This window comes from uncultured Desulfobulbus sp., from assembly GCF_963662935.2.
GTDB lineage: Bacteria > Desulfobacterota > Desulfobulbia > Desulfobulbales > Desulfobulbaceae > Desulfobulbus.
Genome location: NZ_CAXXTL010000002.1, coordinates 1,728,479 through 1,751,785 on the forward strand (window position 1 = coordinate 1,728,479; position 23,307 = coordinate 1,751,785).

Below are 23,307 nucleotides of genomic sequence, written 5' to 3' on the forward strand. Positions count from 1 at the left end.
CTAGCCGGAGAAATAGCCGCAACAAAGCGCACAAGTGCTGGTTGGAATAATTGCATGCTTGACACCGGTGCAATACTTTGCGATGAAGCTGAAATTGGAAATTTCGCAGGGGGCCCAGAAAGAATTAAAATAGGAAAAAACTCATTTATACGCGGACGCTTACAAACCTATGGCCACGGAGGGCAGTTAACGATTGGCGATTGGTGTTATGTGGGCATTCGCTCAGAGATATGGTCGATGGACTCTATCTCCATTGGAAATCGGGTACTAATTGCCCATGATGTAAATATCCATGACGGTACTGCACATTCAATAGACACAGCAGAACGCCATAAGCATTTTCGTGATATTATCGAACATGGCCATCCTACTAGTAGAGAAAATGTCCCGGGTCTCCAATCTGCGCCTGTTGTCGTTGAAGATGATGTGTGGATCAGCTATGGAGTCTCGATCTTGAAGGGAGTACGAATTGGTGCTGGCAGCGTCATCACAGCAGGCGCTATCGTAACTCACGATGTTCCCCCCGGAGTAATTTATAGATGTCAAATATCACCCGTAATTTCTTCGCTCGCTTGATAAGATTTGCCTATCGGCAAATGCAAACTGCAAATATTAACACTAATGCGGGTGCAGGATATTCAATAAATGCAGATGGCGCTGTCCTTGCAGGTTACTCTACTGAATGCAGGTCGGGTGGTGCCGATGGCAGAGTGGTTATCGGCAAAGGCTCTGTCTTGTCATGCCGGATCGTTTTAGAGCGTAGCATTGGTACTGTTTCAATAGGGAATGACTCTTATATTGGCGGATCACAAATTATCTGTGCTAAACAAATCGAGATAGGAAGTAATGTCCTCATTTCCTGGGGATGCTTTATCGTTGACCACGATTCTCACTCCCTAGATTGGCGAGATCGTGCCCAAGATGTTCAAAATTGGCGTGAAGGACTTCTTGCTGGTGGTCTTGAAAAAGCCAGCGAATTTAAAAACTGGGATGTCGTCGACATGGCCCCAATCCGGATCGGGAACAAAGTGTGGCTCGGAATGAATGTCACCGTCTTGAAAGGTGTAAATATTGGCGATGGAGCCGTGGTTGCTGCTGGATCAATAGTTACCAAGGATGTTCAACCATGGACCTTAGTGGCAGGAAACCCTGCACGTACAATTAAGGAACTACCCAAACATTGACAAAACTTAGTTGGGAACAAGCCGTACAGTGGCTCCGCGACCAGTCAACCCATCAGGAACTCGTCAAAGCTTGTTATTTTGATGATCCCCTGCCAGAAGCAGCTGAACGTTTTTGGCAGAGCATGGAATGGAAATCGATAGCGACCTTATTACCTGCCCGCAAAGGTAATGCGCTTGACCTTGGCGCTGGTCGAGGAATAAGCAGTTACGCGCTGGCACGGGATGGTTGGCAAGTAACTGCTCTTGAACCAGACCCAAGCAACCTGGTGGGGGCGGGTGCGATTCGTTCACTGGTCGAAGAAACAGGTTTCTCCATCAAAGTGGTCAGCGAGTATTCAGAAAACCTGCCTTTTGAAAATGATAGTTTCGATCTGGTGAATTGCCGCCAAGTCCTGCACCACGCACGGGACCTGAACCAGTCATGCAAAGAGATATTCAGGATACTCAGACCAGGCGGTGTGATGATTGCCACCCGGGAACATGTCATCAGTAAAAAAGAGGATTTACAGTACTTTCTCGACAGTCACGCTCTCCATAAATTTTATGGTGGGGAAAACGCATTTCTTCTCGACGAATACCTCTCGGCTATCAGCCTGGCAGGCCTGTATGTTGAACAAACGTTGGCCCCGCTTGATTCACCCATTAATTATTTCCCCATGACCTTAGATCAGCACTTCGTTCACTGTACCCGCCCGGCCACTGTATTTATTGGAGAAATGATGACCAACCTCTTATTTAGTTCTCGCCATGCGGTGGGCAGAGCCCTGATGAAATTCCTTGTCAACATGCTTAATCGTCGAGATCAAACTCCTGGGCGGCTATATTCCTTTCTAGCTGTTAAGCCGCGACCTAAAGGTAAGAGTTAATGCCGCAAGAAAAAACCGAGGCCTATCAGAGCACCAAACCAATTCGAACCTATGAGGCTCTTGGCGAAGTCCTCGGCCCTATCAAATCAGTGGTCCTCGCGGGACATGAACTTTACTGGTCCCGGCATGTACTTTGGCACCTCTTTGTTCGCGACTTTGCCGCTGGATTCCGACAAAAGCTACTAGGCTACCTCTGGATTGTTCTGACGCCCTTGATTGGCATCGCCAGCTTTGTCTTCATGCAATGGACGGGCATTCTGAATCCGGGAGAAACCGAACTCCCCTATCCTATCTTTGTCTATATCGGGACCAGTATCTGGGGGATATTTATCAGTGCCCTCACCACTGTCGCTGGAGGGCTCATCGGTAATGCGGACCTCGTCATGCGAACCAACATTCCCAAGATCGGCTTGGCCGTCACTGGCCTGGCTTCCCTTTGCTACAACCTGCTGGTTAATTTGGTCGTCCTGATACTGCTTCTTTTCGTATTTCGCCTGTCGCCGTCTCCATGGGCGCTTTTTTACCCTTTGACCGTTCTCCCGATTATTATGCTTGGTGTCGGGTTGGGGCTCATCTTGTCAGTAGTCGGTGCTGTTGCCCGAGATCTAACTGGCATGTTCACAACCTTGATCAATCTATTGATGTACGTTACCCCCGTAGTCTATACCGCTCAGTTTTCGCATCCGCTACTTAATGCGATCGTACTCTGGAATCCTCTCACCTATCTGGTCGATGCTCCACGCAGCCTCTTTGTCATGGGCCGAATGTCAGCCCCCACAGGATTTTCATTGGCAATCCTTTTTTCCATTGCAATCCTGTGGTTGGGCATTCATGCCTTCTACCTGATCAAAGATAAAGTAACGGAGCGGTTATGAGGAGCAATCAATGGGCTATCCGCGCCGAAGGTACTTCAAAAAAATTCGGCCTGACCTTGCGGCAATCCATGAAATATGGTTTGCGAGATGTAGCTCGCAAACTTGCCGGGCGCTCCAGCACCAGCGGGGTACTGCGCGAAGGTGAATTTTGGGCTGTGGACAATGTGAGTTTTGAACTGCGCAGCGGAGAAGCACTCGGCATCATGGGGGTTAATGGCTGTGGCAAGACGACGCTGTTACGAATTCTGAACGGAGTGTATTCTCCGGACGCAGGGCGAATCCAGATTCGCGGCCGCGTCGGTGCGCTGATTGCTGCGGGTGCGGGCTTTGCACCCATGCTTTCCGGTCGGGAAAACGTCTACGTCAATGGAGCTTTGCTAGGGCTCACCACCAAGGAAATTGATGGATTGATGGACGAAATTATTGCGTTTTCAGAACTCGACCACTTCATTGACCTGCCGGTAAAAAATTACTCGAGCGGGATGTACGTACGCCTTGGATTTGCAATTGCTGCTTTAAGCCGCCCGGATGTTTTATTGATGGACGAAGTTCTGGCGGTAGGTGATCTTAATTTTCAAAAGAAATGCTTTGACCACATTCTTCAATTGAAAAGCGAAGGTACAGCCATCATTTTGGTTTCGCATTCTATCGGAGCTATTTGGTCAGTCTGCGATCGTGGTTTGTTCATGGACCATGGCAAAGTCCTGCGAGAAGGCTCGGTCGAGGACGTTATTCGTGCCTACGATGACCAGAATTCACGAAATGCATTAGTGTCTGAAGGCCAGTTTGCCTTGGCAGCGGAAGAGCATGAAGACGACCAGATTAAAGCCCAAGAAGAGGATTTCCTTGATGCACTCAAAACGGACACTTTGCCAGCCGAATATGGACATTCACGGGGTGGCACTGGTGATGCACAATGTGTATCTGTTCGCGTGTTATCGGACGAATCCGGCGAGGAAATTAACTCCATAGTGTTTGGCACACCGTTGCTGATTGAATGCCGCTACAAGGTCATCAACAAGATAGACGAGCCTATTTTCCGTTTTAGCATCGATGCTGTTCATTACAAATTTTTAGTTTCACTAGACTCTTATGAACAAGGCATGCAGCTTGAAAGTATTGAACCAGGTGACTACCTCCTTCGGGTTCGTGTGAACGACCAGAATTTTCGCCCCGGCATGTACCGGATCAACACCTCCATCGCCAGACGTCAACTTGGCGTGCATATTTTTTATTGGCTGTCGGCAGCATCGTTTATTGTAACACATCCGAATAATCGCTTTCTTTACTCTAATGACAAAGCGGTTTTTTTCCTGCCGTGCGATTTTGTGATGGAGCAAATCGCATGAAATATGTCCTGCCACTTGATTCAAGTTTGACCGAGCATATCTTTGCGCCGTTTCATGATCCTGAGCATTCTCATTGGATTCCAGTTCAAATCGATACTGTTGGAGAGCTCGAGATTAAACGTGATACGCTGTGGGACAGCACTGTCTTCAATTGGTCAGACGTGCGGGAGTCGGTGAGTTTTTCGCTCCTTATACTTGCGCCCTTCAGTACTTATGCCAACAACGAAATTATAGTTTGTTTGTCATTACCAAAAGAGGCTCAGGTCGAAATCGCCTTGATCGACAAAGATTGCCAAGTTTGCAGCGCATGGTCTGCTGCCCGACAAGGTATCGGAAGAAGGCAAGAAATCATCCTCAAAGTTTCTGAATTGCGAGGATTACGTGGGCTCCTTCGCCCGATGTGTGGGTATGAAGGCTTAGCGTTACGCATCGTGTCTACGAAAACTGATGTTGGCATCCTCGTGCTCAGTTGGCTAGGGATGCGTAATTCTGCCTCACACGCAAACACCTTGAAGTCGCGAGCGATGTACCGGCCTGACTGGAGCCCGTGGCTTTTGCCTCACGATGCGTGGGGAGACATAAGCTTTGAGCGAGGTCTTCTTTTCGATGAATCTGCACTTGAAGATGTTCGTGGCAAGTTGAATTGCAGTGGGTGGCGTGAGCATTTTGCCCTGCTCGAATCGAGGGCAGCAGAGTACCTAAAGCGGGATCCTGAGGTCGATTTTGGCGAGTATTTACCCAGCCACGACACACGCTACATCCGGGATTCGGAGCATGGAAAAACCGCCTACCATTGGGAAAGTCTGGTATTGGCATTTGTGGGGCTAGTCAAAGAAGACCGAACACTTATCGACCACGCACTGCGGTATCTAATGTGCATGGTACATACACGCTCATGGACCGAATCGGCAGAACACAATATTTCCTCAAGTACCTGGAGCCATTTGAGCTTCATGGAGGAGATGACCACGACCAGCGTAGCCCTGCTTTTTGACTGGTTGGGTTTCGCACTCCTTGATCGCACAAAGGTATTGATTCGCAAAGCACTTTGGGAGAAAGGTATTACACCGGTCATGCGTGACCTTTCATCACGCGAAGCGATGCACCAAATGAATCAGGGAGCTGTATTCTGCAGAGCTATTGTGCTTGGAGGTTTGATGCTGGAATCTGGTTGGCCAAAATTCCAAGGGCAAATTGTTGATAGTGCTTATGAAAGCATGTGCCAAGTACTGAATGACTACGTCAAGGCAGACGGCGGAGTGCATGAAGGTGTCGGTTATCTTTGCCAGACCCTGACTGCAACGCTGTGGACCATTATTGCCCATTGCCGTGCGAGAGGCTTGGAGTGGAAGGATGTAGCCAGGCAACGTTTCGTTAACGTGGGCCGTTACGTAGCCGTCATGTCTGCCTCGTATCCTGGTAAAGCAATCCCTGTAGGCGACTGTCGAACTGAGTGGTTCGGGGGTGATGCGGTTCCCATCCTTTCCACTTTATTTCCGGAATCTCCTTTCGTGCACATCCTCCATAACTGCCTGATTGGAGGTTGGGTGCATGAGCTAACCGGCACCCTAGCGAAGAGTGGGGGAATGATCGGAATGGTTTACGGGCCAAAAGAGGTTCAAACCAGTCGTCCGATTGTCCCAAACTACGACCTTCTCCATCAATCCGGGAAGGTGACCCTGTCATTCGGCGGCGTGGATTCGCCGAGAGCACGGTTGTGGATTTCAGGAAGAGCTCAAGGTGCAACTCACTCACATCGTGACCTTGGGCAGTTTTGCCTCGAGATCGAAAACGAATCGATATTCGTGGATCGTGGTATGGTACAGTACTGGTTTGCAGAAGCGCATTTTTTGTCCCGATCATGGCTGCACAATGTGCTCACCCCTTTGTCCGCTGACGGAGATTATCTAAACCAACGATTCCCTTCTGGCGCAGATCCTATAGTTGTCTCTGAAGACCACCGAAGAATTAGTGTCCCGGGTAACAACATCTGGGCCAGTAATATGGACCGCTACGAAAGGCGCTTTGTTTTTGATGATCAAACAACATTTTCGATCCTTGATGACTTTGTCTTGCAGGAGCCCGGCCAAGTCGCTTTTCATTTGCATTCCCCAATGGCATTTCAGGTTTTGGGTCAGCGCGCTATCCTTAACCGTAAAGGCTATAGAGTCGAAGTCGTATTTCCGTGGGCCCAAAAAGTGGAGTGCCGCGAGACTCTTATCGATTTGTGCCACCGGCCAATTTTTCACTTATGCGCTATGTCCACTCAAATTCCCGCTGACCAGTTATTTACACAGATCACAATTCATGCTGAAGCTAAAGATACTAATAACAAATAACCGGGATGGTATGTGAAATTACCATTAGGGTCTTTCGGTGCTCGGTAGTTACAGACTTTGTTTAGCCGTCCTGGTTATGGCATACCACAGCCTTCCACTGTTTCTTTTGCAATGGCCAGTAGGCTATCTGGTGGGATACTATGTATGCATTCGATCATCGTTATAGAGGGATAGATGTCTTCTTCGTTAGCTTGTTCAGCGCTTTGGTTCTTGCACATAGTTTAACCACGATAGTTAATCGATATATCGAGCCCCGGCGTACGGTAATTCGAAATAAAGCAAGGCCCGCCTCTCTTTGACTTGGATGCCCGCTTCACCTCCCTTCAAAATGGCGATAATTTTATTTTCGGTAAAACGTGTCTTTTTCATCAGAGAACCTCCTGGTGTGTGCATTGTGCTGCCAGAAGCACTCTACTTTTGACCTGTCTGTCATTCAGGGGAGCTTACGATGCTTCAAAACCGGTAAAGATTTTTCTTCAGATGCAGTATCAGCGCGAAAACTCAACCCTAATGGGGGGAGAGGGGCGTGAACGTTATTGCCATTGTCGAAGCCACCAGGCTCGCATAACCCGCATAATAGGACGAAATAAAGTGGGCTTCACTGTTTTTGCTGTCATCCCGGTCTTCAACCGCTTACATTTCACGCGCGATTGCATCCAGCATCTCAAGGCTCAGAGCTACCAGCCGATTAGGATCATCGTAGCGGATGGCGGTTCCACAGATGGCACTGTCGAAACCATTCGCACCGAGCATCCAGATGTAATAGTACTTACTTCCGCATCGGAGTTGTGGTGGGCAGGTTCCATGGAGATGGGTATAAACTGTGCCCTGAATGAGAGCCAGGGTGCGGAAGACTGTGTCTTGATGATGAATAACGACACACAGATTCCTCCCGACTATGTTGAAAAATTGATGCTAGCTGCGAAAACTCATGATGCAGCGGTCGGGGCACTGGTGGTTGATAGCCGAGATGCAACACATGTTTTGGATGCGGGCGAATATATCGATTGGGCAACCTACTCATTCCCCGTCAAGAGCAGCGTAGCCATTGATGAGCGTTTTTGTGACGACGTTGACGTCCTGCCTGGACGAGGTAGTCTGGTGCCACTGCGGATGATTCGCAGGGCTGGCAATGTGGATTCATCCATGTTTCCCCATTATTTAGCAGACTATGAATTTTTTTATCGCCTAAAACAACACGGGTTTCATCTAGGGGTTTGTTACGAAACCCGCATACTTGCTCACATCGAAGAAACAGGCATTGTGCCTACAAAGGGGAAATTAGGATTTCATTCAATCTGGTGTGAAATTTTTTCACGACGCTCAATGAGCAATGTGGTTGACCACTGGAAATTCGTTGGGCGTCATGCCCCTGAACAGTATCGTGCACGCATTCGCCGTCGCTTGATCCGAAGAGTGATAGCGGATTTCACCCTGCGCACACCATTGAGGCCTTTTTTCCTGCCGATGTATTGGTTACTGGCTGCCATTAAAGGGCAACGCAGCGCGTTTTTACTTTTTTCGCACTCCATTCGCGATCAAGGCATCAGTGTCCTTTGCCATCCGCAAAATTTTCCGGGTTTGATTCGCTGGCCGCTGTATTTTGTGGCGGCACCGGGTCCTTTTCGTCGCACAGATCTCGCGCAATATGGGTTGATTGTTAATGAACTTCTCGCGCAAGGCATATTACGATCGCTGTGTACGGAAGGTTGGTATGCATTTGAGACACTGAATTTCTCAGACAAGCATAACTCATCGAAACTCAAACGGCTTTTTTTGTCTGCATGGAACCCTTTCCGCAAATTAACCAACACCTTGGCATGGCGCAGAGACTTGCTGAATAAGACTGAAGCATGAAAAAGTCGTCAGGGCAAATCACGATTGGTATTGAGTTGATCGACGATCCAGCCTGGATGGGCGGCACCCTCTATGTGAGAAATTTGGCAATTTGTCTCTCCCGCCTACTGGAAAACGAACGCCCCTTGGTGCAACTGATTGGCGCACCGAACGTTGTATCGGACTTTATTGACGAATGGGGCCATTTACCGATTTTTAATTCAGCTTCTAATAATTTGTTGGGGAGAATTTCACGACGCTTGGGTTGGACCCAAAAAGTAGCAGCACCAATTGATATAATCTACCCTGGCTTTGGTGCTCAGGTACCAGGAGCAGTGACGATGCGCTGGATTCCTGACTTTCAGCATCGATATCTGCCACATCTCTTTTCGGAAGAGGAGGTCACGATTCGGGATTGCTCCATCAAAGAAATTGCAGATAAATCGGGGGTGGTAATTCTAAGTAGCGAAGTAGCGGCAAAAGATTTCTGTCGATTTTACCCAGGGCACCTTGCTACCCCACGGGTCTGGCATTTTTGCTCCTTATTAGATACCACGAAGTCGGCATCATATGCTGCAATTGGGCAATATGGCTTGCCAGAAAAATATCTCTATTTACCGAACCAATTCTGGGCGCACAAAAACCATATCACTGTTTTTAAGGCACTAGCGCGTTTACGCCACGAGCGTGGAATAGAGATCCCCATTGTTTGTACCGGTGCGCAGTCGGACCGGCGCAACGAAACACATTTCTCCAATTTACAGCAATTCATTCAAGAAAAAGACCTGACCGGCCAAGTGCATTTACTGGGCTTGATAGAGCGAAATGATCAAATCGAAGTGCTCCGCCATGCCGCTGCGGTCATTCAACCCTCACTGTTTGAAGGATGGAGTACCGTGGTGGAAGATGTGCGCGCGACTGGACGGCCGATTTTCCTGTCCGATATTCCTGTGCACAGGGAACAAAATCCGCCGCATTGTAGCTATTTCAACCCTGAATCAGATGAGCAATTGGCCGAGATACTTGCCTGCCAATGGGGAACACTACGACCTGGAACCGACGTCAGAGCAGAAAGTGAAGCGCGACAGGATATGGAAACTCGTACCTTGAACTCCGCACATGTGTTTTGCGAAATTGCTAATATGGCACTGGATATCTCTAACAAACCTAAATTCTAATCAAAACCGGAACAACCAATGACAAAAGGGCAAGAAATACCAGACTACAACAAAATGCATGCGCAATGGGCAGCTTCCTATGTGCCTATCCAGAAAGCCAAAGTCTTGGTTGTAGGCTGCAATACAGGGGGAGATTGCCGAAACCTGGTTGAACTAGGAGCACGTGAAGTTTTAGGTGTAGATGTCGTCGATGGTATAGGGCGTGATTTTTCTCATCCTTAAGTTCGATACCTACAATCCTCTGCCGAAGCTATGGACCTCCCCAACAATTCGTTTGATATGGTATTTTGTTTTGCGACGATGGTGCACGTTCCTGACATTGGAAAGGGCTTCTCTGAAATGGCGCGTGTAACCAAACCGGGGGGGGTTCTTTATAGCGTCGCGGCACCGCTGTGGAATTCGCCATATGGGCATCACAAGCCGGAACTTTTTCAACCGCGCTATCCATGGATTCACCTGTTACTAGATAGGGAAGCAATTTGTGAGCTTTGCGAGAAGGAAGGCATTGTTCCAACGGATGATCAGGAATACGACATCATATCAATTATATGCTTAATCAAGAGTTTTTCAATATGGCCCCAGCTAGACGCTATGCTGAGAGTTGTTCTCAACTTAAACCGTTCAACGTGATTCGTAACAATTTTGACAGCCTTCCAGCGAGTTTCCTGGATCCATTAATTGAAAAAAAACTCACTCAAAAAGGTTATTCATGTGAAGAATTACTCGCAGTAACACATGTGTTCATAGCGCGGAAAGCTGGTATTAACCTAACAATAATTGCAGATAGATTGCAGTTAATCTTGAGGCGATATGGATCTGCATCAACCCTAAAAGCAATCATTGGTAGATTGTTTGCTAAGTAACTCAACCAATAGTGACCTGGTACAGAAAGGTGGACACAAAACGAAGAACCACAAATGAAGCAGCCAAAGATTTGCATTGAAGTTGCTGAGGATGAACGCTGGCTGGGCGGAGCTATTTATATTGAAAATCTGTTATCCACCTTGGCGACGCTCGCAGCATCAGACCAACCTATTATTCACCTTTCGATCCTATCAAACCCTGATACACCGTTCCTTGACCGCCTACGCTCGATGGAAATAGTTCGTGCGGTCAATGCGGGGGGAGGGTTGTTATGGCGAATCATTAAAAGGCTTGATCGTGAGTTTGGTGGAAGTATCTTACGAATGATGCACTGGCTCAAAATTTCGTCGAGTGATAGCGGCACTTACGATCTTTGGTTCCCCGCTCTTGAGATTAATTTGATTCCGCGTCGCGAACTGTATTGGATCCCTGATTTCCAGCATTTTTATCTACCACATTTATTCACCGAGGGCGCATTGGCTCAGCGGAGCCGGTCTTTCGCAGACATCGCAAGTGCGAACGGGATACTCCTTCTTTCAAGTCAGACTGCACTTAAGGATTTTGTCTCGCGTTATCCAAATGCGCGTGTCAAACCACGTGTTTGGTCTTTCTGTAGCAGCCTCCCTAATTTTGACCCAGCAAATTTCAGGACTGTACTCGCTCGATATCGATTACCAGAGAAGTTCGTCTACATTCCGAACCAATTCTGGAAGCACAAAGACCACTTGACCGCATTTAATGCCTTGAAACTGCTTAACGAAAAAGGAATCTGCATCCCCCTAGTATGCACTGGATATCAGGGAGACTATCGTGCTCCAGAGTATTTCAATACTGTAAAAGCGTATCTTGAAGAACACGATTTAACCCAGCAAGTATATCTACTCGGAGTTATCCCTAGGGATAACCAGATGCAAATCTTTCGTTGCGCAGCAGCGGTGCTCCAACCGTCACTTTTTGAAGGCTGGAGCACCGTCATTGAGGATGCCAAAGCTTTAGGGCGGCCGATCGTGGCATCTAATATTGCAGTCCATCGCGAACAATTAGACGGTGTAGCAGGCACAACATTTTTTCGTGCATCAAATCCTTCAGATCTTGCTGATTGTCTTGCACAGCTTTGGCCGGGCTTACCTTCAGGACCTGATATAGCTTCCGAGAAGGTTGCTTTTAGCCAGACATCCACAAGGCGAAAGGAATCAGCAACCGCGTTTATGCGCATTGTGCATGAAGCGGTTGCCAGCTCTGCCTGTACTGCTGGCCCTAGCCACAAAAAGAGAGGTTCTTGATTATGTGTGGAATCGCAGGCGTTCTTTCTCTCCACGAAATTGGTACCCACGAATCGGGCCGCGTGCGACTGATGAATCAACTATTGGAACATCGTGGTCCGGATTCAGAAGGCATTTTTGCCACCAATCATGTGATACTGGCCATGCGACGCCTTTCCATTATCGATCTGGCTGGCGGGAAGCAGCCACTTTTCAATGAAGCGAGAGATATCGCCATTGTTTGTAATGGCGAAATATACAACCACCGAGTCTTGCGGGCAGATCTTGAAGCGCTGGGGCATCATTTTTCTTCGCATAGTGATGTGGAAACAATTGTTCATGCCTATGAAGAATATGGCGTTGATTGTCTGACCAAATTGCGAGGAATGTTTGCTTTTGCATTATGGGACAGCAACAACAACAAACTTTTGTTGGCTCGGGATCGAATGGGCGAGAAGCCGCTTTATCTGCATCGCGATGAAATGGGGCGCTTATGGTTTTCCAGCGAGTTGCGCAGCCTAAGGGCTGCAATGATAAATCCTCCAAGCCTGACCGCAGAAGCTTTCAACCTCTTCCTGACCTTTCAATACGTGCCTGAACCTCTCGCCCCGCTTGCGGGAGTGGCTGTTGTGCCTGCGGGACATTACCTGGAACTAAAACCGGGTGCGATCGATATCGCCCCATCCCCCTATTGGGATCTGGCTCAGGTTCATGAAGATCCTTCCCGACCGATCGCGGTCACTGAAGAAATTCTGGATGAAGCTTGCCGCCTGATGGGAAGTGCCGATGTTCCCGTTGCAGTAGCACTTTCAGGTGGTATCGACTCCAGCCTCGTGGCGGCGCTTACCTCACGTCATTATCCAGGGCAGCTACATGCATTCACGATCGGCTATAAAGGTCGACCAGACACGGACGAACGCAGTTTTGCAGCTACCTTAGCCACAGAATTAGGGATTGGTTTTACCGAGGTAGAGCTTGCGACCGAGGACGTCATTGAAAGCTTCCCTCAACTTATCGCTGCAATGGACACTCCAATTGGCGACATCGCGGCCTTTGGTTATTACTCGGTTTGTCAGGCTGCAAGAAAGGCAGGTTACCCGGTGTTGCTCTCCGGGATGGGTGGTGACGAATTTTTTTGGGGTTATGAGTGGGTGCGCGAAGCTGTGACCCGAAACGAGGTTTTGCTAGAAAGTAAAAGTGGAAAACAATCCTGGTGGCATCGTTTGTTTGGTAAAGTAACAAATCAGACCCCTGATTTTTTTGGAGTCCACGATGAGTTACGTAATGGTGACACTTGGTCACGCGCCCTGATGCCACTCGAGGCTCAAAATAAATTGCCTGCTGGTTTTTGGTTGGATCAAGCGAGCCTTGACCTGTCGCTACCCATGCATCTAGCGGTTTCAAATCTGTTGAATAGAACATGGCTGCGCTCCAATTGTCTTTCGTTAGTAGATCGCATGAGTATGGCCCATTCGGTAGAAGTAAGGTTACCTTTGCTCGATACTAATTTGGTAGACCGGGTTACAGGCATGCGCAATGATGGTTTGGTGGATTGGAACAAGCCGCATAAGTGGTTGCTGGTCGAATCGCTGCGGAATGCATTGCCTGCCGATGTGCTGACTCGGAAAAAACAAGGGTTCACACCGCCTGTACTCGACTGGATGAATGGTATCGTCAAGCGTTATGCCCCATTGATTGCAGATGGGGCCTTAGTACGACAGGGTTTGATCGATCCCGGCCGAGCTCGTGGCGATCTATCCGTGTTTGGATTATCTTTTCTTTACAAGCTGGTGCTTCTTGAATGTTGGGTGAGGTTGCACCTTGAAGGGCAACCATCGGAAGAATTAATTGCTACGGTGAAGGCGCTAGCTTAATGGGACGTTTTTTCATTCTTCTCGTCACGTTAGTTGCACCGTTTTTTTGTAAAACCGTATGGTCCGCTGACCATATTACTGTCCGGAACTTTATAATTTCTAGCCATTTGGCCCAAATGGATGAAAAAGCTGTCTTGATAATCGGTGATAGCATTATTGAATCATGGATTGGCGGTTCTCTTGGAAATTGTAGAACGCTGAATGCCGGCTTGGGGGGCGGGGGGGTGCAGGCTGTCATTACCCTTCTCCATAATTTAAATAAAACTGCCGACCGCTCCAAAATAATCGGCGTTGTTGTGGCAATCGGTGTCAATGACACTGTCCGCAAAGATATTCAACCAACCTATATCGATAAATGGAAAGATGATTACACAGAACTTGTCGATATTGCTCTACAATTGAGTCGATCGGTTGCTGTTTCAACGATTTTGCCCGTTGAGGACGACATGCCTCTTGGCACTAAATATTTTGATCCTGGTTTAATTGAGCAGTTCAATAAAACGATTCGACAAGTTGCAAAATCGAAGAGCATTAGAGTCATCGAAGCTGACAAAGCCATTGGTAACTTAAAGAAAAAAGGCCATTTTACTGTTGACGGTGTTCACCTAACCAGCGATGCCTACAAAATTTTCTCCAAGGAATTACAGTACGGATTGCCAAGTCATTGTAACTCCGACTCAGGGTTTGAAAAATGAGACCTCAGCGGCACCTAGGACTGAATATAAGGCATACCTGATGCAAAAAAAAATAGCACTAGTCACAGGGACTCACGGTACCATTGGCCGGTATATCGCATCAACCCTTGCAGCCCGTAACTGGGAAGTAGTCGGCATTGGTCACGGCAAATGGGACGCTGGGGATCAATTAAAATGGGGTATAAACTCCTGGCACGAAACTGATGTGTCATTAGCTTCCTTGCGGAATCTTGATATACGCCCTACGCTCATTGTTCACTGTGCTGGTAGCGGCGATGTCGGGGCTTCGATAATTGCACCACATACTGATTTTCTGCGAACCGTGGCAACCACGGCTGCCGTTCTGGAATTTTTCAGGGTCGATTGTCCGGAGGCTGTACTGGTCTATCCTTCCAGTGCAGCGGTTTATGGTATCGCCGAAAGTTTCCCTATGCGCGAAAGCATCCCTCTTCGGCCGACATCACCTTATGGTGCTCATAAAAAAATTGCTGAAGAGTTGATAATGGATCATGCCCGTTTATTCGGCCTGAAGGCTGTCGTAATCCGTTTGTTCTCTATTTACGGTGAAGGATTCCGCAAACAATTACTTTGGGATGCTTGCCAACGAATTTTAACCAACGAAACCGCTTTTTTTGGCACTGGTGAGGAAACTAGGGATTGGTTGCATGTTGCTGATGCTGCGGACCTGCTGGTTCAATCTGCTTATCATGCTTCCGCCTGCTGTCCAGTGTTGAACGGTGGCACAGGGACTCCTGTGAGCATAAGAGTTGTGTTGACTGAACTCTTTCGATTAATGGGTCGTTCTGATCTTCCAACATTTTGCGGTACTCAACGCCCCGGTGACCCGCTTCATTATCATGCTGACATGCGGCAGGCTACGGCTTGGGGCTGGAGTCCTCAAATTGCTTGGCAATCTGGTCTGGCGCGTTATGTCTCCTGGTTTAGACAAGAGCATGGTTTGGTATGAAAGCTGTGCTTCCGCAGTCGAAATGAAGCCACCATTACTAACCGTGATTGTTGCCGTTTTTAATGGGGCGGCTACGTTGCAACAATGTATTGACAGTGTCACTCATCAAAGTTTTCCATACAAGGAGCTGATCATTATTGACGGAGTATCCCAAGACGGCACAATCGATCTGTTAAAAGAAAATAGCGAGCAGATCAGCTATTGGATTTCCGAACCCGATAATGGCGTTTACAACGCATGGAACAAGGGCTTGGCGCAGGCCAAGGGCGAATGGATATGTTTTCTTGGTGCAGATGATTATTTCTGGGATACCCAAGTGTTAGAGCGTATGCAGAGAGCCCTTCAAAGTGTTCCCTCTGATGTACGATTGGCTTATGGGCAAGTTATGCTGGTTGGCACTGACGGAAAAAGTCTTTATCCAACCGGCGAACCTTGGGGTAATTTCAAAGTTCGTTTCATGCAAGGTTTATGTTTGCCTCATCAAGGAGTAATGCACCGCCGCAGTTTGTTCGTGCAAAAAGGGAAATTTGACGAATCATTCCGAATCGCTGCCGATTACGAACTAATGCTCCGAGAGTTAAAGACAGGCGAGGCGATATTTATACCAGACATCATTGTCACAGCGATGCGTCAAGGCGGGCTCAGCAGTAATCCCTCAAACACCATCGTGACGATGCGTGAAATCAGGCGCGCTCAAAAAATGCATGGTCTATATTTTCCCAGTTTTTTTTGGCATCGTGCAATGTTCAGAGTTTATCTGCGTTTACTGCTATGGCATACGATTGGTGAGAGCACGACGAGAAAATTTCTTGATTTTGGCCGACACCTTAAAAGATTACCACCATACTGGACCAAAACAAATCGTTCGAACTAACCTCGCATTAAAAAATCATGAATAAATAAATACTGCCAGATGAACACACCTGGATTGACCGGCGAAAAGCTCCAAAGGCTATTCGTCCATGCGACAAACATTCATCAGGGTGGTGGGCAAGCCTTGCTCTTGTCGATTATTGAGTCCTTACCCCGTTCTGGGTCGGCTGTCTTGATATTAGACATCCGCATGCCTTTGCCCCGTGGCATACCTGAAAGCACGCAAATACATAGAATTTCCCCGACAATCCTTCAGCGGATAAAGGCCGAAAAATGGCTCGCCGAGCATACCGGAACTGAAGATACGGTCTTGTGCTTCGGCAATCTCCCCCCTTTATTCAAGTTGAGTGGGCATACGGTTGTATTTGTGCAGAATCGCTACCTGGTTGACAATATTAAGCTGAGTGGATTTCCACTGAAGGCTCGACTGAGGCTTGCTGCGGAGCGATTTTGGTTCTCCCAAAGGAAGGAACATGCCGACGAGTTTGTCGTCCAAACGCCGACGATGAAAACATTGCTGGAGACAGTAACTGCGGGCAAGGCGCAGATACATATCTTTCCTTTTATGGCGGAGGTAAAGGACTATGCGCGTAGCGTGCCGAAGAAAGTACAAAAAAAAATCGATTACGACTTTTTGTATGTGGCTTCCGGAGAACCGCATAAAAACCATCAGCGACTCATCGAAGCTTGGCGCCTATTAGCTGAAGAGGGATTGTTTCCATCACTCTGCCTGACCTTAAATGAAGCTCGTTTTGCTCCATTATGCCGGGAATTAAGCACTATACGTCAACTGTACAAATTAAAAGTGACGAATGCGGGTGAATTATCTCACAATGATATTAATATGCTTTATGCAAAAGTAGGAGCTTTGATCTATCCTTCAACCTTTGAATCTCTCGGTTTGCCGTTGATTGAGGCACGACATGCAGGCCTACCCGTATTAGCATCGGAATTGGATTTTGTGCGTGATGTCCTCGACCCAGAACAGACCTTCGACCCGCAATCAGAGACATCTATTGCCAGGGCAGTTAAGCGCTTTCTGGGGCAAACTGAGCAAGCATTGCCACTATTGGATGCTAGCGCTTTTATCAAGCTTATTGTGGATCCTAGAAGACGGTTGTGATGTAATGGAAAGTAGTGTTACTGATCGTTTAAGAATGGGCCACTGAACCGAAATCAGTCAATTATGAATTATATGGCCTAAGACCCCCGATATTTGAACAAGCGGGACGAATACTCTTTGGGCGTAACGAGTCATAATTTGGATGATTTTCCGTCTGGGTATGAATGCGTGCACTAATAATTAGTCAATATTTTTGGCCAGAAAATTTTAGTATTAATGACGTCGCTAAGACTTTGTTGGGAAAGGGGGTCGAGGTTGAGGTCCTGACGGGCAAACCCAATTATCCCGTAGGTGAGAAGTTTTCGGGATACAGATCATGGGGATGCCAACAGGAGGTATATCAGGGGGTGCACATTAACCGCATCCCGATGCTGGCAAGGGGTAAAAACCCTTTCTCATTGGCTGCTAACTACCTTTCCTTTGTTCTGTCAGGATTAATAATTGCGCCATTGAGTTTGAAGAATAAAGAATTCGATGTGATCTTTGTGTATGCGCCATCCCCAATTCTACAGGCTATCCCGTCGCTTTTTTTAGGAAAAATCAAGAGGTGTCCAGTAGTGTTGTGGGTACAGGACTTGTGGCCGGAGAGTCTTTCCGCTACAGGCTATATCCGCAATCAATGTGCGATCGGCCTGGTGCGACAAGTGGTACGCTTCATTTATCGTCATGTGGACCTCCTCTTGGTGCAGTCGCGGGGCTTTGAGACGCCAGTGCGAACTTTAGCCTCGAACACGCCCATCGTTTATTATCCGAATTCCGTTGACAACTCTTTTGCTCTCCCTTCTCGCAGTGAGCCTCCGGCGGTTCCAGGCCTGGATGCGGAATTTTCAGTGATGTTTGCAGGCAACATCGGTGCGGCGCAAGCCGTGAATGTTATCGTTGAAGCCGCTATATTGCTGAGAGAGCACACAGGCATTCATTTTGTTGTTCTAGGAGATGGTAGTTGTCGTGAGGAAATGCTCGAAGCGGCACAACAACAAAGTTTGACCAACCTGCATCTTCCAGGACGTTTTCCGGTGGAGACGATGCCTGCCTTTATGCAGAAAGCTTCGGCATTGTTGGTTACACTTGCGAATCGACCGATCTTCGCGGCGACCGTGCCCAACAAAATTCAGGCTTATTTGGCGGCAGGAAGACCTCTTATTGCTTGCTTGAATGGAGAAGGAGCCCGCTTGGTTGTTGAGTCTGGAGCCGGGATGGCTACCCCAGCGGAAGATGGCAAGGCTTTGGCCGATACGATCTTACGTCTATATCGGCTCTCTGCCAAAGAACGTGATGAAATGGGTAAAAATGGACGACGTTATTATCAAGAACACTTTGACCATGATAAGTTGGTCGATGAGTTAATCAAACATTTGCAGGCAGTATCGCAGACGAGCAAGTATACAGAGTGAAAATATTAGTCATCGGCGCAAGCGGCATGATAGGCAGCACGGTGCTGCGTGTTTTGAGTGAGAAAAGCGACTGGGAAGTTTTCGGCAGCGTTCGTGATGGAAGTGCGAGGCGTTTTTTCCCCGCATTCATCGGCCAGCGTCTGGTTGAAGGCATTGATGTCGACCACTTGGATTCCCTTGTAAAAGTCCTTGATCAGATTCTGCCGAATGTGGTTGTCAATTGCGCGGGGTTGACTAAACACAAACCGGAAGCTGGAGACCCGCTATTCTCTGTTCCGATCAACTCCCTGATGCCGCACCGTCTTGCAAAACTCTGCAAACTAGTTGGGGCACGTTTAATCCATGTTAGCACAGATTGTGTTTTCTCCGGCAAAAAAGGCAATTACACTGAAGATGATTTCGCCGATGCGCGCGATGTTTACGGAAAATCCAAAGCCCTGGGCGAAGTGAATTATCCTCATGCCGTCACCTTGCGCACCTCGACCATCGGCCATGAACTGCAGAGCAAATATGGGTTGCTGGATTGGTTCCTGTCCCAAGAGGGCAGTTGTAGCGGTTATACTCGCGCCGTTTTCTCTGGACTTCCGACCATGGAATTTGCCCGAGTCGTCCGTGATGTTGTCATTCCGCATTTGGAATTGTCCGGGGTGTACCATGTGGCTGCGAAACCGATCGCTAAGTACGAACTGTTGCAGTTAATCGCCGATGTATATGAGAAACTCATCGACATCGTTCCTAACGACACGGTCGTGATTGATCGTTCGCTTGACGCCAAACGTTTTCAGGCGGCGACGGGTTACACTGCTCCCGAGTGGCCCGAATTGATCAAATTAATGCACGATTATAAATAGCTCTGGATTAGACATGTTTAAAGATAAAATATTGATGATCACCGGTGGTACGGGTTCCTTTGGGAATACCGTGCTCAGGCGCTTCCTGTCGACGGAAGTCCGTGAGATACGTATATTCAGCCGAGATGAAAAAAAGCAGGAAGAAATGCGGATCGCATTGAACAATTCGAAGCTGAAGTTTTACATCGGTGATGTCCGCGATTACAACAGCATCTTTCAGGCAATGAAGGGCGTGGATTATGTGTTCCATGCGGCGGCCTTGAAGCAGGTCCCATCATGCGAGTTTTATCCGCTCGAGGCTGTCCGAACTAATGTGTTGGGCTCTGAGAACGTGATGGAGGCCGCTATTGCCCGTACTGTTTCGCGTGTTGTGATGTTGAGCACAGATAAAGCGGTGTATCCCATTAATGCGATGGGGATATCGAAGGCGATGATGGAAAAATTTATGGTTGCCAAGGCACGCATGCAGAATGAGGGAGAGACCGTGTTGTGTGCCACTCGATATGGCAACGTCATGGCTTCGCGCGGATCAGTCATTCCTCTTTTTGTGTCGCAACTCAAAGAAGACAAGCCACTCACGATTACTGATCCAAACATGACGCGTTTTTTGATGTCGCTGGAAGATTCTGTCGATCTGGTGCTTTATGCTTTTGAAAATGGCAAGCAGGGCGACATCTTTGTACAGAAGGCCCCGGCTTCTACCGTTGCTGATCTGGCGCAAGCGCTGAGGGAAATATTTGCGAAATCGAATCCTCTCCATGTAATCGGCACTCGTCACGGTGAAAAATTATATGAAACGCTCATTTCACGTGAAGAGATGGCGAAGGCCCAAGATATGGGCGATTATTACCGAATTCCAGCGGATAATCGGGACCTGAATTATGCGCAGTTTTTTAGTGAGGGTAAAGTGACGATTTCACACCTTGATGATTACACCTCACACAACACCGAACGCTTGAATGTTGAGCAGGTGAAAAAAATGCTCTCGAAACTGGATTTCATTGAGGGAGAACTGCATGCTTAAAGTCATGACCATTGTGGGTACCCGGCCAGAACTCATCAAAATGAGCCGGGTGATCGTTGAATTCGACCAGCACACCCAGCATGTTCTTGTACACACCGGACAAAACTATGATTACGAACTGAACCAGTTGTTTTTTGAAGATTTGGGTATTCGCAAGCCAGATCATTTTTTAGAGGCGGTTGGTGAAAATGCAGCACAGACGATTGCGCGTGTAATTGAAAAAGCTGATGCCGTAATGCAGTTAGAAAATCCAGATGCGGTGATGCTGTATGGGGACACCAATTCCTGCTTGGCGGTGATAGCAGCCAAACGCCGCAAAATTCCAGTTTTTCATATGGAGGCCGGAAACCGCTGCTTTGACCAACGGGTGCCGGAGGAGTTGAATCGCAAGGTTCTCGATCACTTAAGCGACATTAATTTGGTGCTTACTGAACATGCGCGCCGTTACCTGATAGCCGAAGGTATTCGTCCGGAGACTATTATCAAGACAGGCTCACATATGCGGGAAGTATTAGATTTTTATATGCCAAAGATACAGGCCTCAGATGTATTGCAGCGCATGAAAATGAAGAGTGGGCAATACTTCATTGTCAGTGCGCATCGCGAGGAGAATGTCGATACACCGCAAAACCTGCAGGACATGATTGAGACATTGAATGTCTTGGCTGAAAAATATGATATACCCGTTATTGTTTCAACGCATCCACGCACTAAAAAGCGCCTGGATGCTATGGAACTCGGGCAGCTTAATCGGCACATCCAATTTCTCAAACCATTTGGTTTTTGTGACTACGTCAAACTGCAAATGGAAGCGCTGTGCGTGATTTCTGACAGTGGCACCATCACCGAGGAAAGTTCCTTGCTAAATCTGCCTGCTATCACCATCCGCAACGCGCATGAACGCCCCGAGGGAATGGATGTTGGCACACTGATTATGAGTGGTCTGAAAAAAGACCGTGTCCTCGATGCAGTTCGGGTGGTGACTGCTCAACATGACAAAAATCACCGAGTCGCGCGGCCAGTTGCAGATTATGAGGCAGGACTAGTGTCAAAGCAACTGTTGCGAATAGTATTGAGCTATGTAGATTATGTAAACCGCACAGTCTGGTCAAAACCGGTTTAAAAACGAGCGCTAAATCTAAGTGGGACCTCATGGATCTTATCGCCGGGGCAACCGGTTTCATTGGTCGCCATCTAGCGAAGCTTTTGCTGGATAGTGGACAAAATTGCCGACTATTAACCCGTCATCATCAGGATATTGATAATTTTTATGTGGCCGATTTGGCGGATCCTCTTAGGCTTCTTGGCGCCTGTTCCGACATTGATCGTGTCTTCCACTGTGCTGGCCATGCCCACGCCTTTTCTTCCTTATCCGATGAGGATACCAAACAGCACTGGCTGGTTAATTTCGAAGGCACACGTAATCTGGCCGAGGCAGCCGGGCAGGCGGGTGTACGGCGATTTGTCTTTCTCTCTAGTGTCAAGGCCATGGCTGAACCGGTTGATACCTGCGCAGATGAGGATTTCCCAGGTCAACCGATAACAGCTTACGGCCAGTCGAAGCAGGCGGCGGAGGAAGCCGTACTGGAAGCCGGGGCGCGGTACGGCATGCATGTGGTGAATTTGCGTCTGGCTATGGTGTACGGCTCAGGAGGGCGGGGCAATTTGGAGCGCATGGGGCGGCTAGTGCAGAAGGGCTGGTTTCCACCTCTGGCGGAAACCAGCAATCATCGTTCCCTGGTGCATGTTGATGATGTGGTGGCTGCTCTATGCCTGGTGGCCGAGGATGATCGGGCCAGCGGTCGAACCTACAACGTCGTTGGGCCACAGGCCCCCTCCGGGCGCGAGTTATATGACGCGATGCGCAAGGTCTTGGGGTTGCCGCCGTGTCGATGGACGGTTCCCGAATCGGCCTTGCGCCTTGCTGCCCATTGCGGCAATGGTCTGGAGAAGCTTTTTAAGCGGCGATTTCCCCTCGACAGCGAGGCCTTGGATCGCCTATTGGGTTCGGCTTGGTATTCATCGGCACGAATCGAACGGGAACTGGGGTGGCGAGCAAAAGTTACGCTGGAAGATGGTCTCCGGGAAATGTTTGGACGATGAAACGCTGTTTCGATCTGTTGCTGGCGGTGGGCACCCTTATTTTTCTGGCAGTTCCTCTTTTGATCCTGGCCTTGTTGGTCCGTTTGACTTCCCCCGGCCCGGTTTTGTACTGGTCGAACCGGGTGGGCAAGGGCAACAGGATTTTCAAAATGCCCAAGTTTCGCAGCATGCGGGTGGGTACCCCAGCCCTCGCGACTCATTTGCTGCACAATCCGGACAGTTACCTAACACCAATAGGCTCATTCCTCCGAACTTCCAGTCTGGATGAGTTGCCACAATTATGGAGTGTGTTGATTGGCGACATGAGTTTCGTCGGACCGAGGCCTGCACTATTCAACCAAGATGACTTGGTCGCCTTGCGGACTGCGCAAGGGGTACATGCGTTGATGCCGGGAGTGACGGGTTGGGCACAGATAAACGGGCGTGACGAACTGCCCATTCCAGAAAAGGTCAAACTGGACGTGGAGTATCTGCAGCGGCACTCATTCTGGTTTGATCTGCGGATCTTGTGGCTGACCCTCGTGAAAGTTCTCCATCGGGACGGGGTTTCTCACTAAACAGCTGCCAGGGCGATCCGCCTGAGAGGCATGTTGCGGATCTCCCCGATAGCTATTGGCAGAAAAAAAGTCCCCCTCTCCTTTGGATACCCC

23 protein-coding genes and 1 pseudogene are annotated in these 23,307 nt (G+C 48.4%); 23 read left to right on the forward strand and 1 reads right to left on the reverse strand.

All coding sequences use genetic code 11. The features are described from left to right. The first annotated feature begins 54 nt into the window (after nucleotides 1–54). The 6 genes from ACHZCX_RS11910 to ACHZCX_RS11935 are packed head-to-tail and all read left to right on the forward strand — an operon-like array spanning nucleotide 55 to nucleotide 6,613. A complete protein-coding gene (locus ACHZCX_RS11910; protein WP_319587447.1) occupies nucleotides 55–576 on the forward strand; it encodes an acyltransferase in 522 nt (173 codons plus the stop codon). Then, on the forward strand, nucleotides 540–1,184 hold the full coding sequence (locus ACHZCX_RS11915) for an acyltransferase (RefSeq protein WP_319587448.1): 645 nt from the start codon (nucleotides 540–542) through the stop codon (nucleotides 1,182–1,184). The genes ACHZCX_RS11910 and ACHZCX_RS11915 overlap by 37 nt, the downstream gene beginning before the upstream one ends. Further along, the gene (locus ACHZCX_RS11920; RefSeq protein ID WP_319587449.1) at nucleotides 1,181–2,050 is read left to right on the forward strand and encodes a class I SAM-dependent methyltransferase; all 870 of its coding nucleotides are present in this window, start codon (nucleotides 1,181–1,183) and stop codon (nucleotides 2,048–2,050) included. Before ACHZCX_RS11915 ends, ACHZCX_RS11920 begins: the two co-directional genes overlap by 4 nt. Further along, nucleotides 2,050–2,925 carry an ABC transporter permease gene (locus tag ACHZCX_RS11925; protein WP_319587450.1) on the forward strand — a complete coding sequence of 292 codons (876 nt, stop codon included), beginning with the start codon at nucleotides 2,050–2,052 and terminating at the stop codon, nucleotides 2,923–2,925. The genes ACHZCX_RS11920 and ACHZCX_RS11925 overlap by 1 nt, the downstream gene beginning before the upstream one ends. Further along, on the forward strand, nucleotides 2,922–4,274 hold the full coding sequence (locus tag ACHZCX_RS11930) for an ABC transporter ATP-binding protein (RefSeq protein ID WP_319587451.1): 1,353 nt from the start codon (nucleotides 2,922–2,924) through the stop codon (nucleotides 4,272–4,274). Before ACHZCX_RS11925 ends, ACHZCX_RS11930 begins: the two co-directional genes overlap by 4 nt. After that, entirely contained in the window at nucleotides 4,271–6,613 is a 2,343-nt protein-coding gene (locus ACHZCX_RS11935) for a hypothetical protein (RefSeq protein ID WP_319587452.1), read from the forward strand. Before ACHZCX_RS11930 ends, ACHZCX_RS11935 begins: the two co-directional genes overlap by 4 nt. Nucleotides 6,614–6,847: 234 nt before the next feature. Here ACHZCX_RS11935 and ACHZCX_RS11940 read toward each other — a convergent pair whose 3' ends face one another. Continuing rightward, complete coding sequence (locus ACHZCX_RS11940) at nucleotides 6,848–6,982, reverse strand: hypothetical protein (RefSeq protein ID WP_319587453.1); 135 nt, start codon at nucleotides 6,980–6,982, stop codon at nucleotides 6,848–6,850. 222 nt (nucleotides 6,983–7,204) lie between these two features. On the opposite strand from ACHZCX_RS11940, the gene ACHZCX_RS11945 reads away from it, so the two are divergent. The 17 genes and pseudogenes from ACHZCX_RS11945 (at nucleotide 7,205) to ACHZCX_RS12025 (ending at nucleotide 23,214) form a co-directional block, all read left to right on the forward strand. After that, a complete protein-coding gene (locus ACHZCX_RS11945) occupies nucleotides 7,205–8,470 on the forward strand; it encodes a glycosyltransferase family 2 protein (RefSeq protein WP_319587454.1) in 1,266 nt (421 codons plus the stop codon). Then, complete coding sequence (locus ACHZCX_RS11950) at nucleotides 8,467–9,627, forward strand: glycosyltransferase family 1 protein (protein ID WP_319587455.1); 1,161 nt, start codon at nucleotides 8,467–8,469, stop codon at nucleotides 9,625–9,627. Before ACHZCX_RS11945 ends, ACHZCX_RS11950 begins: the two co-directional genes overlap by 4 nt. A gap of 18 nt (nucleotides 9,628–9,645) precedes the next feature. After that, the gene (locus ACHZCX_RS11955) at nucleotides 9,646–9,849 is read left to right on the forward strand and encodes a hypothetical protein (RefSeq protein WP_319587456.1); all 204 of its coding nucleotides are present in this window, start codon (nucleotides 9,646–9,648) and stop codon (nucleotides 9,847–9,849) included. 12 nt (nucleotides 9,850–9,861) lie between these two features. Further along, nucleotides 9,862–10,257 (forward strand): annotated as a pseudogene (locus ACHZCX_RS11960) (class I SAM-dependent methyltransferase); the annotation flags it as partial. Next, nucleotides 10,200–10,490 (forward strand): hypothetical protein, encoded by a 291-nt coding sequence (locus ACHZCX_RS11965; RefSeq protein ID WP_319587457.1) that lies wholly within the window; start codon nucleotides 10,200–10,202, stop codon nucleotides 10,488–10,490. The pseudogene ACHZCX_RS11960 and the gene ACHZCX_RS11965, both read left to right, overlap by 58 nt. A gap of 54 nt (nucleotides 10,491–10,544) precedes the next feature. Then, nucleotides 10,545–11,774, forward strand: a complete 1,230-nt coding sequence (locus ACHZCX_RS11970; protein WP_319587458.1) for a glycosyltransferase — start codon at nucleotides 10,545–10,547, stop codon at nucleotides 11,772–11,774. Nucleotides 11,775–11,776: 2 nt separating this feature from the next. Further along, entirely contained in the window at nucleotides 11,777–13,627 is a 1,851-nt protein-coding gene (gene asnB / locus ACHZCX_RS11975; RefSeq protein WP_319587459.1) for an asparagine synthase (glutamine-hydrolyzing), read from the forward strand. After that, nucleotides 13,627–14,322 carry an SGNH/GDSL hydrolase family protein gene (locus ACHZCX_RS11980; RefSeq protein ID WP_319587460.1) on the forward strand — a complete coding sequence of 232 codons (696 nt, stop codon included), beginning with the start codon at nucleotides 13,627–13,629 and terminating at the stop codon, nucleotides 14,320–14,322. The genes asnB and ACHZCX_RS11980 overlap by 1 nt, the downstream gene beginning before the upstream one ends. A 40-nt stretch (nucleotides 14,323–14,362) precedes the next feature. Next, entirely contained in the window at nucleotides 14,363–15,289 is a 927-nt protein-coding gene (locus tag ACHZCX_RS11985; protein WP_319587461.1) for an NAD-dependent epimerase/dehydratase family protein, read from the forward strand. Continuing rightward, nucleotides 15,225–16,163 (forward strand): glycosyltransferase family 2 protein, encoded by a 939-nt coding sequence (locus ACHZCX_RS11990; protein WP_319587462.1) that lies wholly within the window; start codon nucleotides 15,225–15,227, stop codon nucleotides 16,161–16,163. The genes ACHZCX_RS11985 and ACHZCX_RS11990 overlap by 65 nt, the downstream gene beginning before the upstream one ends. Nucleotides 16,164–16,202: 39 nt before the next feature. Further along, a complete protein-coding gene (locus ACHZCX_RS11995) occupies nucleotides 16,203–17,285 on the forward strand; it encodes a glycosyltransferase (protein WP_319587463.1) in 1,083 nt (360 codons plus the stop codon). A 164-nt stretch (nucleotides 17,286–17,449) separates the two neighbouring features. Further along, on the forward strand, nucleotides 17,450–18,679 hold the full coding sequence (locus tag ACHZCX_RS12000) for a glycosyltransferase family 4 protein (RefSeq protein ID WP_319587464.1): 1,230 nt from the start codon (nucleotides 17,450–17,452) through the stop codon (nucleotides 18,677–18,679). After that, entirely contained in the window at nucleotides 18,676–19,530 is an 855-nt protein-coding gene (locus ACHZCX_RS12005) for an SDR family oxidoreductase (protein ID WP_319587465.1), read from the forward strand. The genes ACHZCX_RS12000 and ACHZCX_RS12005 overlap by 4 nt, the downstream gene beginning before the upstream one ends. A gap of 13 nt (nucleotides 19,531–19,543) precedes the next feature. Then, nucleotides 19,544–20,554 (forward strand): polysaccharide biosynthesis protein, encoded by a 1,011-nt coding sequence (locus tag ACHZCX_RS12010; RefSeq protein WP_319587466.1) that lies wholly within the window; start codon nucleotides 19,544–19,546, stop codon nucleotides 20,552–20,554. Further along, nucleotides 20,547–21,677: a non-hydrolyzing UDP-N-acetylglucosamine 2-epimerase gene (gene wecB / locus ACHZCX_RS12015; RefSeq protein WP_319587467.1), complete on the forward strand. Its 1,131-nt coding sequence runs from the start codon at nucleotides 20,547–20,549 to the stop codon at nucleotides 21,675–21,677. Before ACHZCX_RS12010 ends, wecB begins: the two co-directional genes overlap by 8 nt. A gap of 29 nt (nucleotides 21,678–21,706) precedes the next feature. Beyond that, nucleotides 21,707–22,657, forward strand: coding sequence for an NAD-dependent epimerase/dehydratase family protein (locus tag ACHZCX_RS12020; RefSeq protein WP_319587468.1), 951 nt, complete (start codon nucleotides 21,707–21,709; stop codon nucleotides 22,655–22,657). Continuing rightward, nucleotides 22,654–23,214 carry a sugar transferase gene (locus ACHZCX_RS12025; protein ID WP_319587469.1) on the forward strand — a complete coding sequence of 187 codons (561 nt, stop codon included), beginning with the start codon at nucleotides 22,654–22,656 and terminating at the stop codon, nucleotides 23,212–23,214. The genes ACHZCX_RS12020 and ACHZCX_RS12025 overlap by 4 nt, the downstream gene beginning before the upstream one ends. The last annotated feature ends 93 nt before the right edge of the window (nucleotides 23,215–23,307 follow it).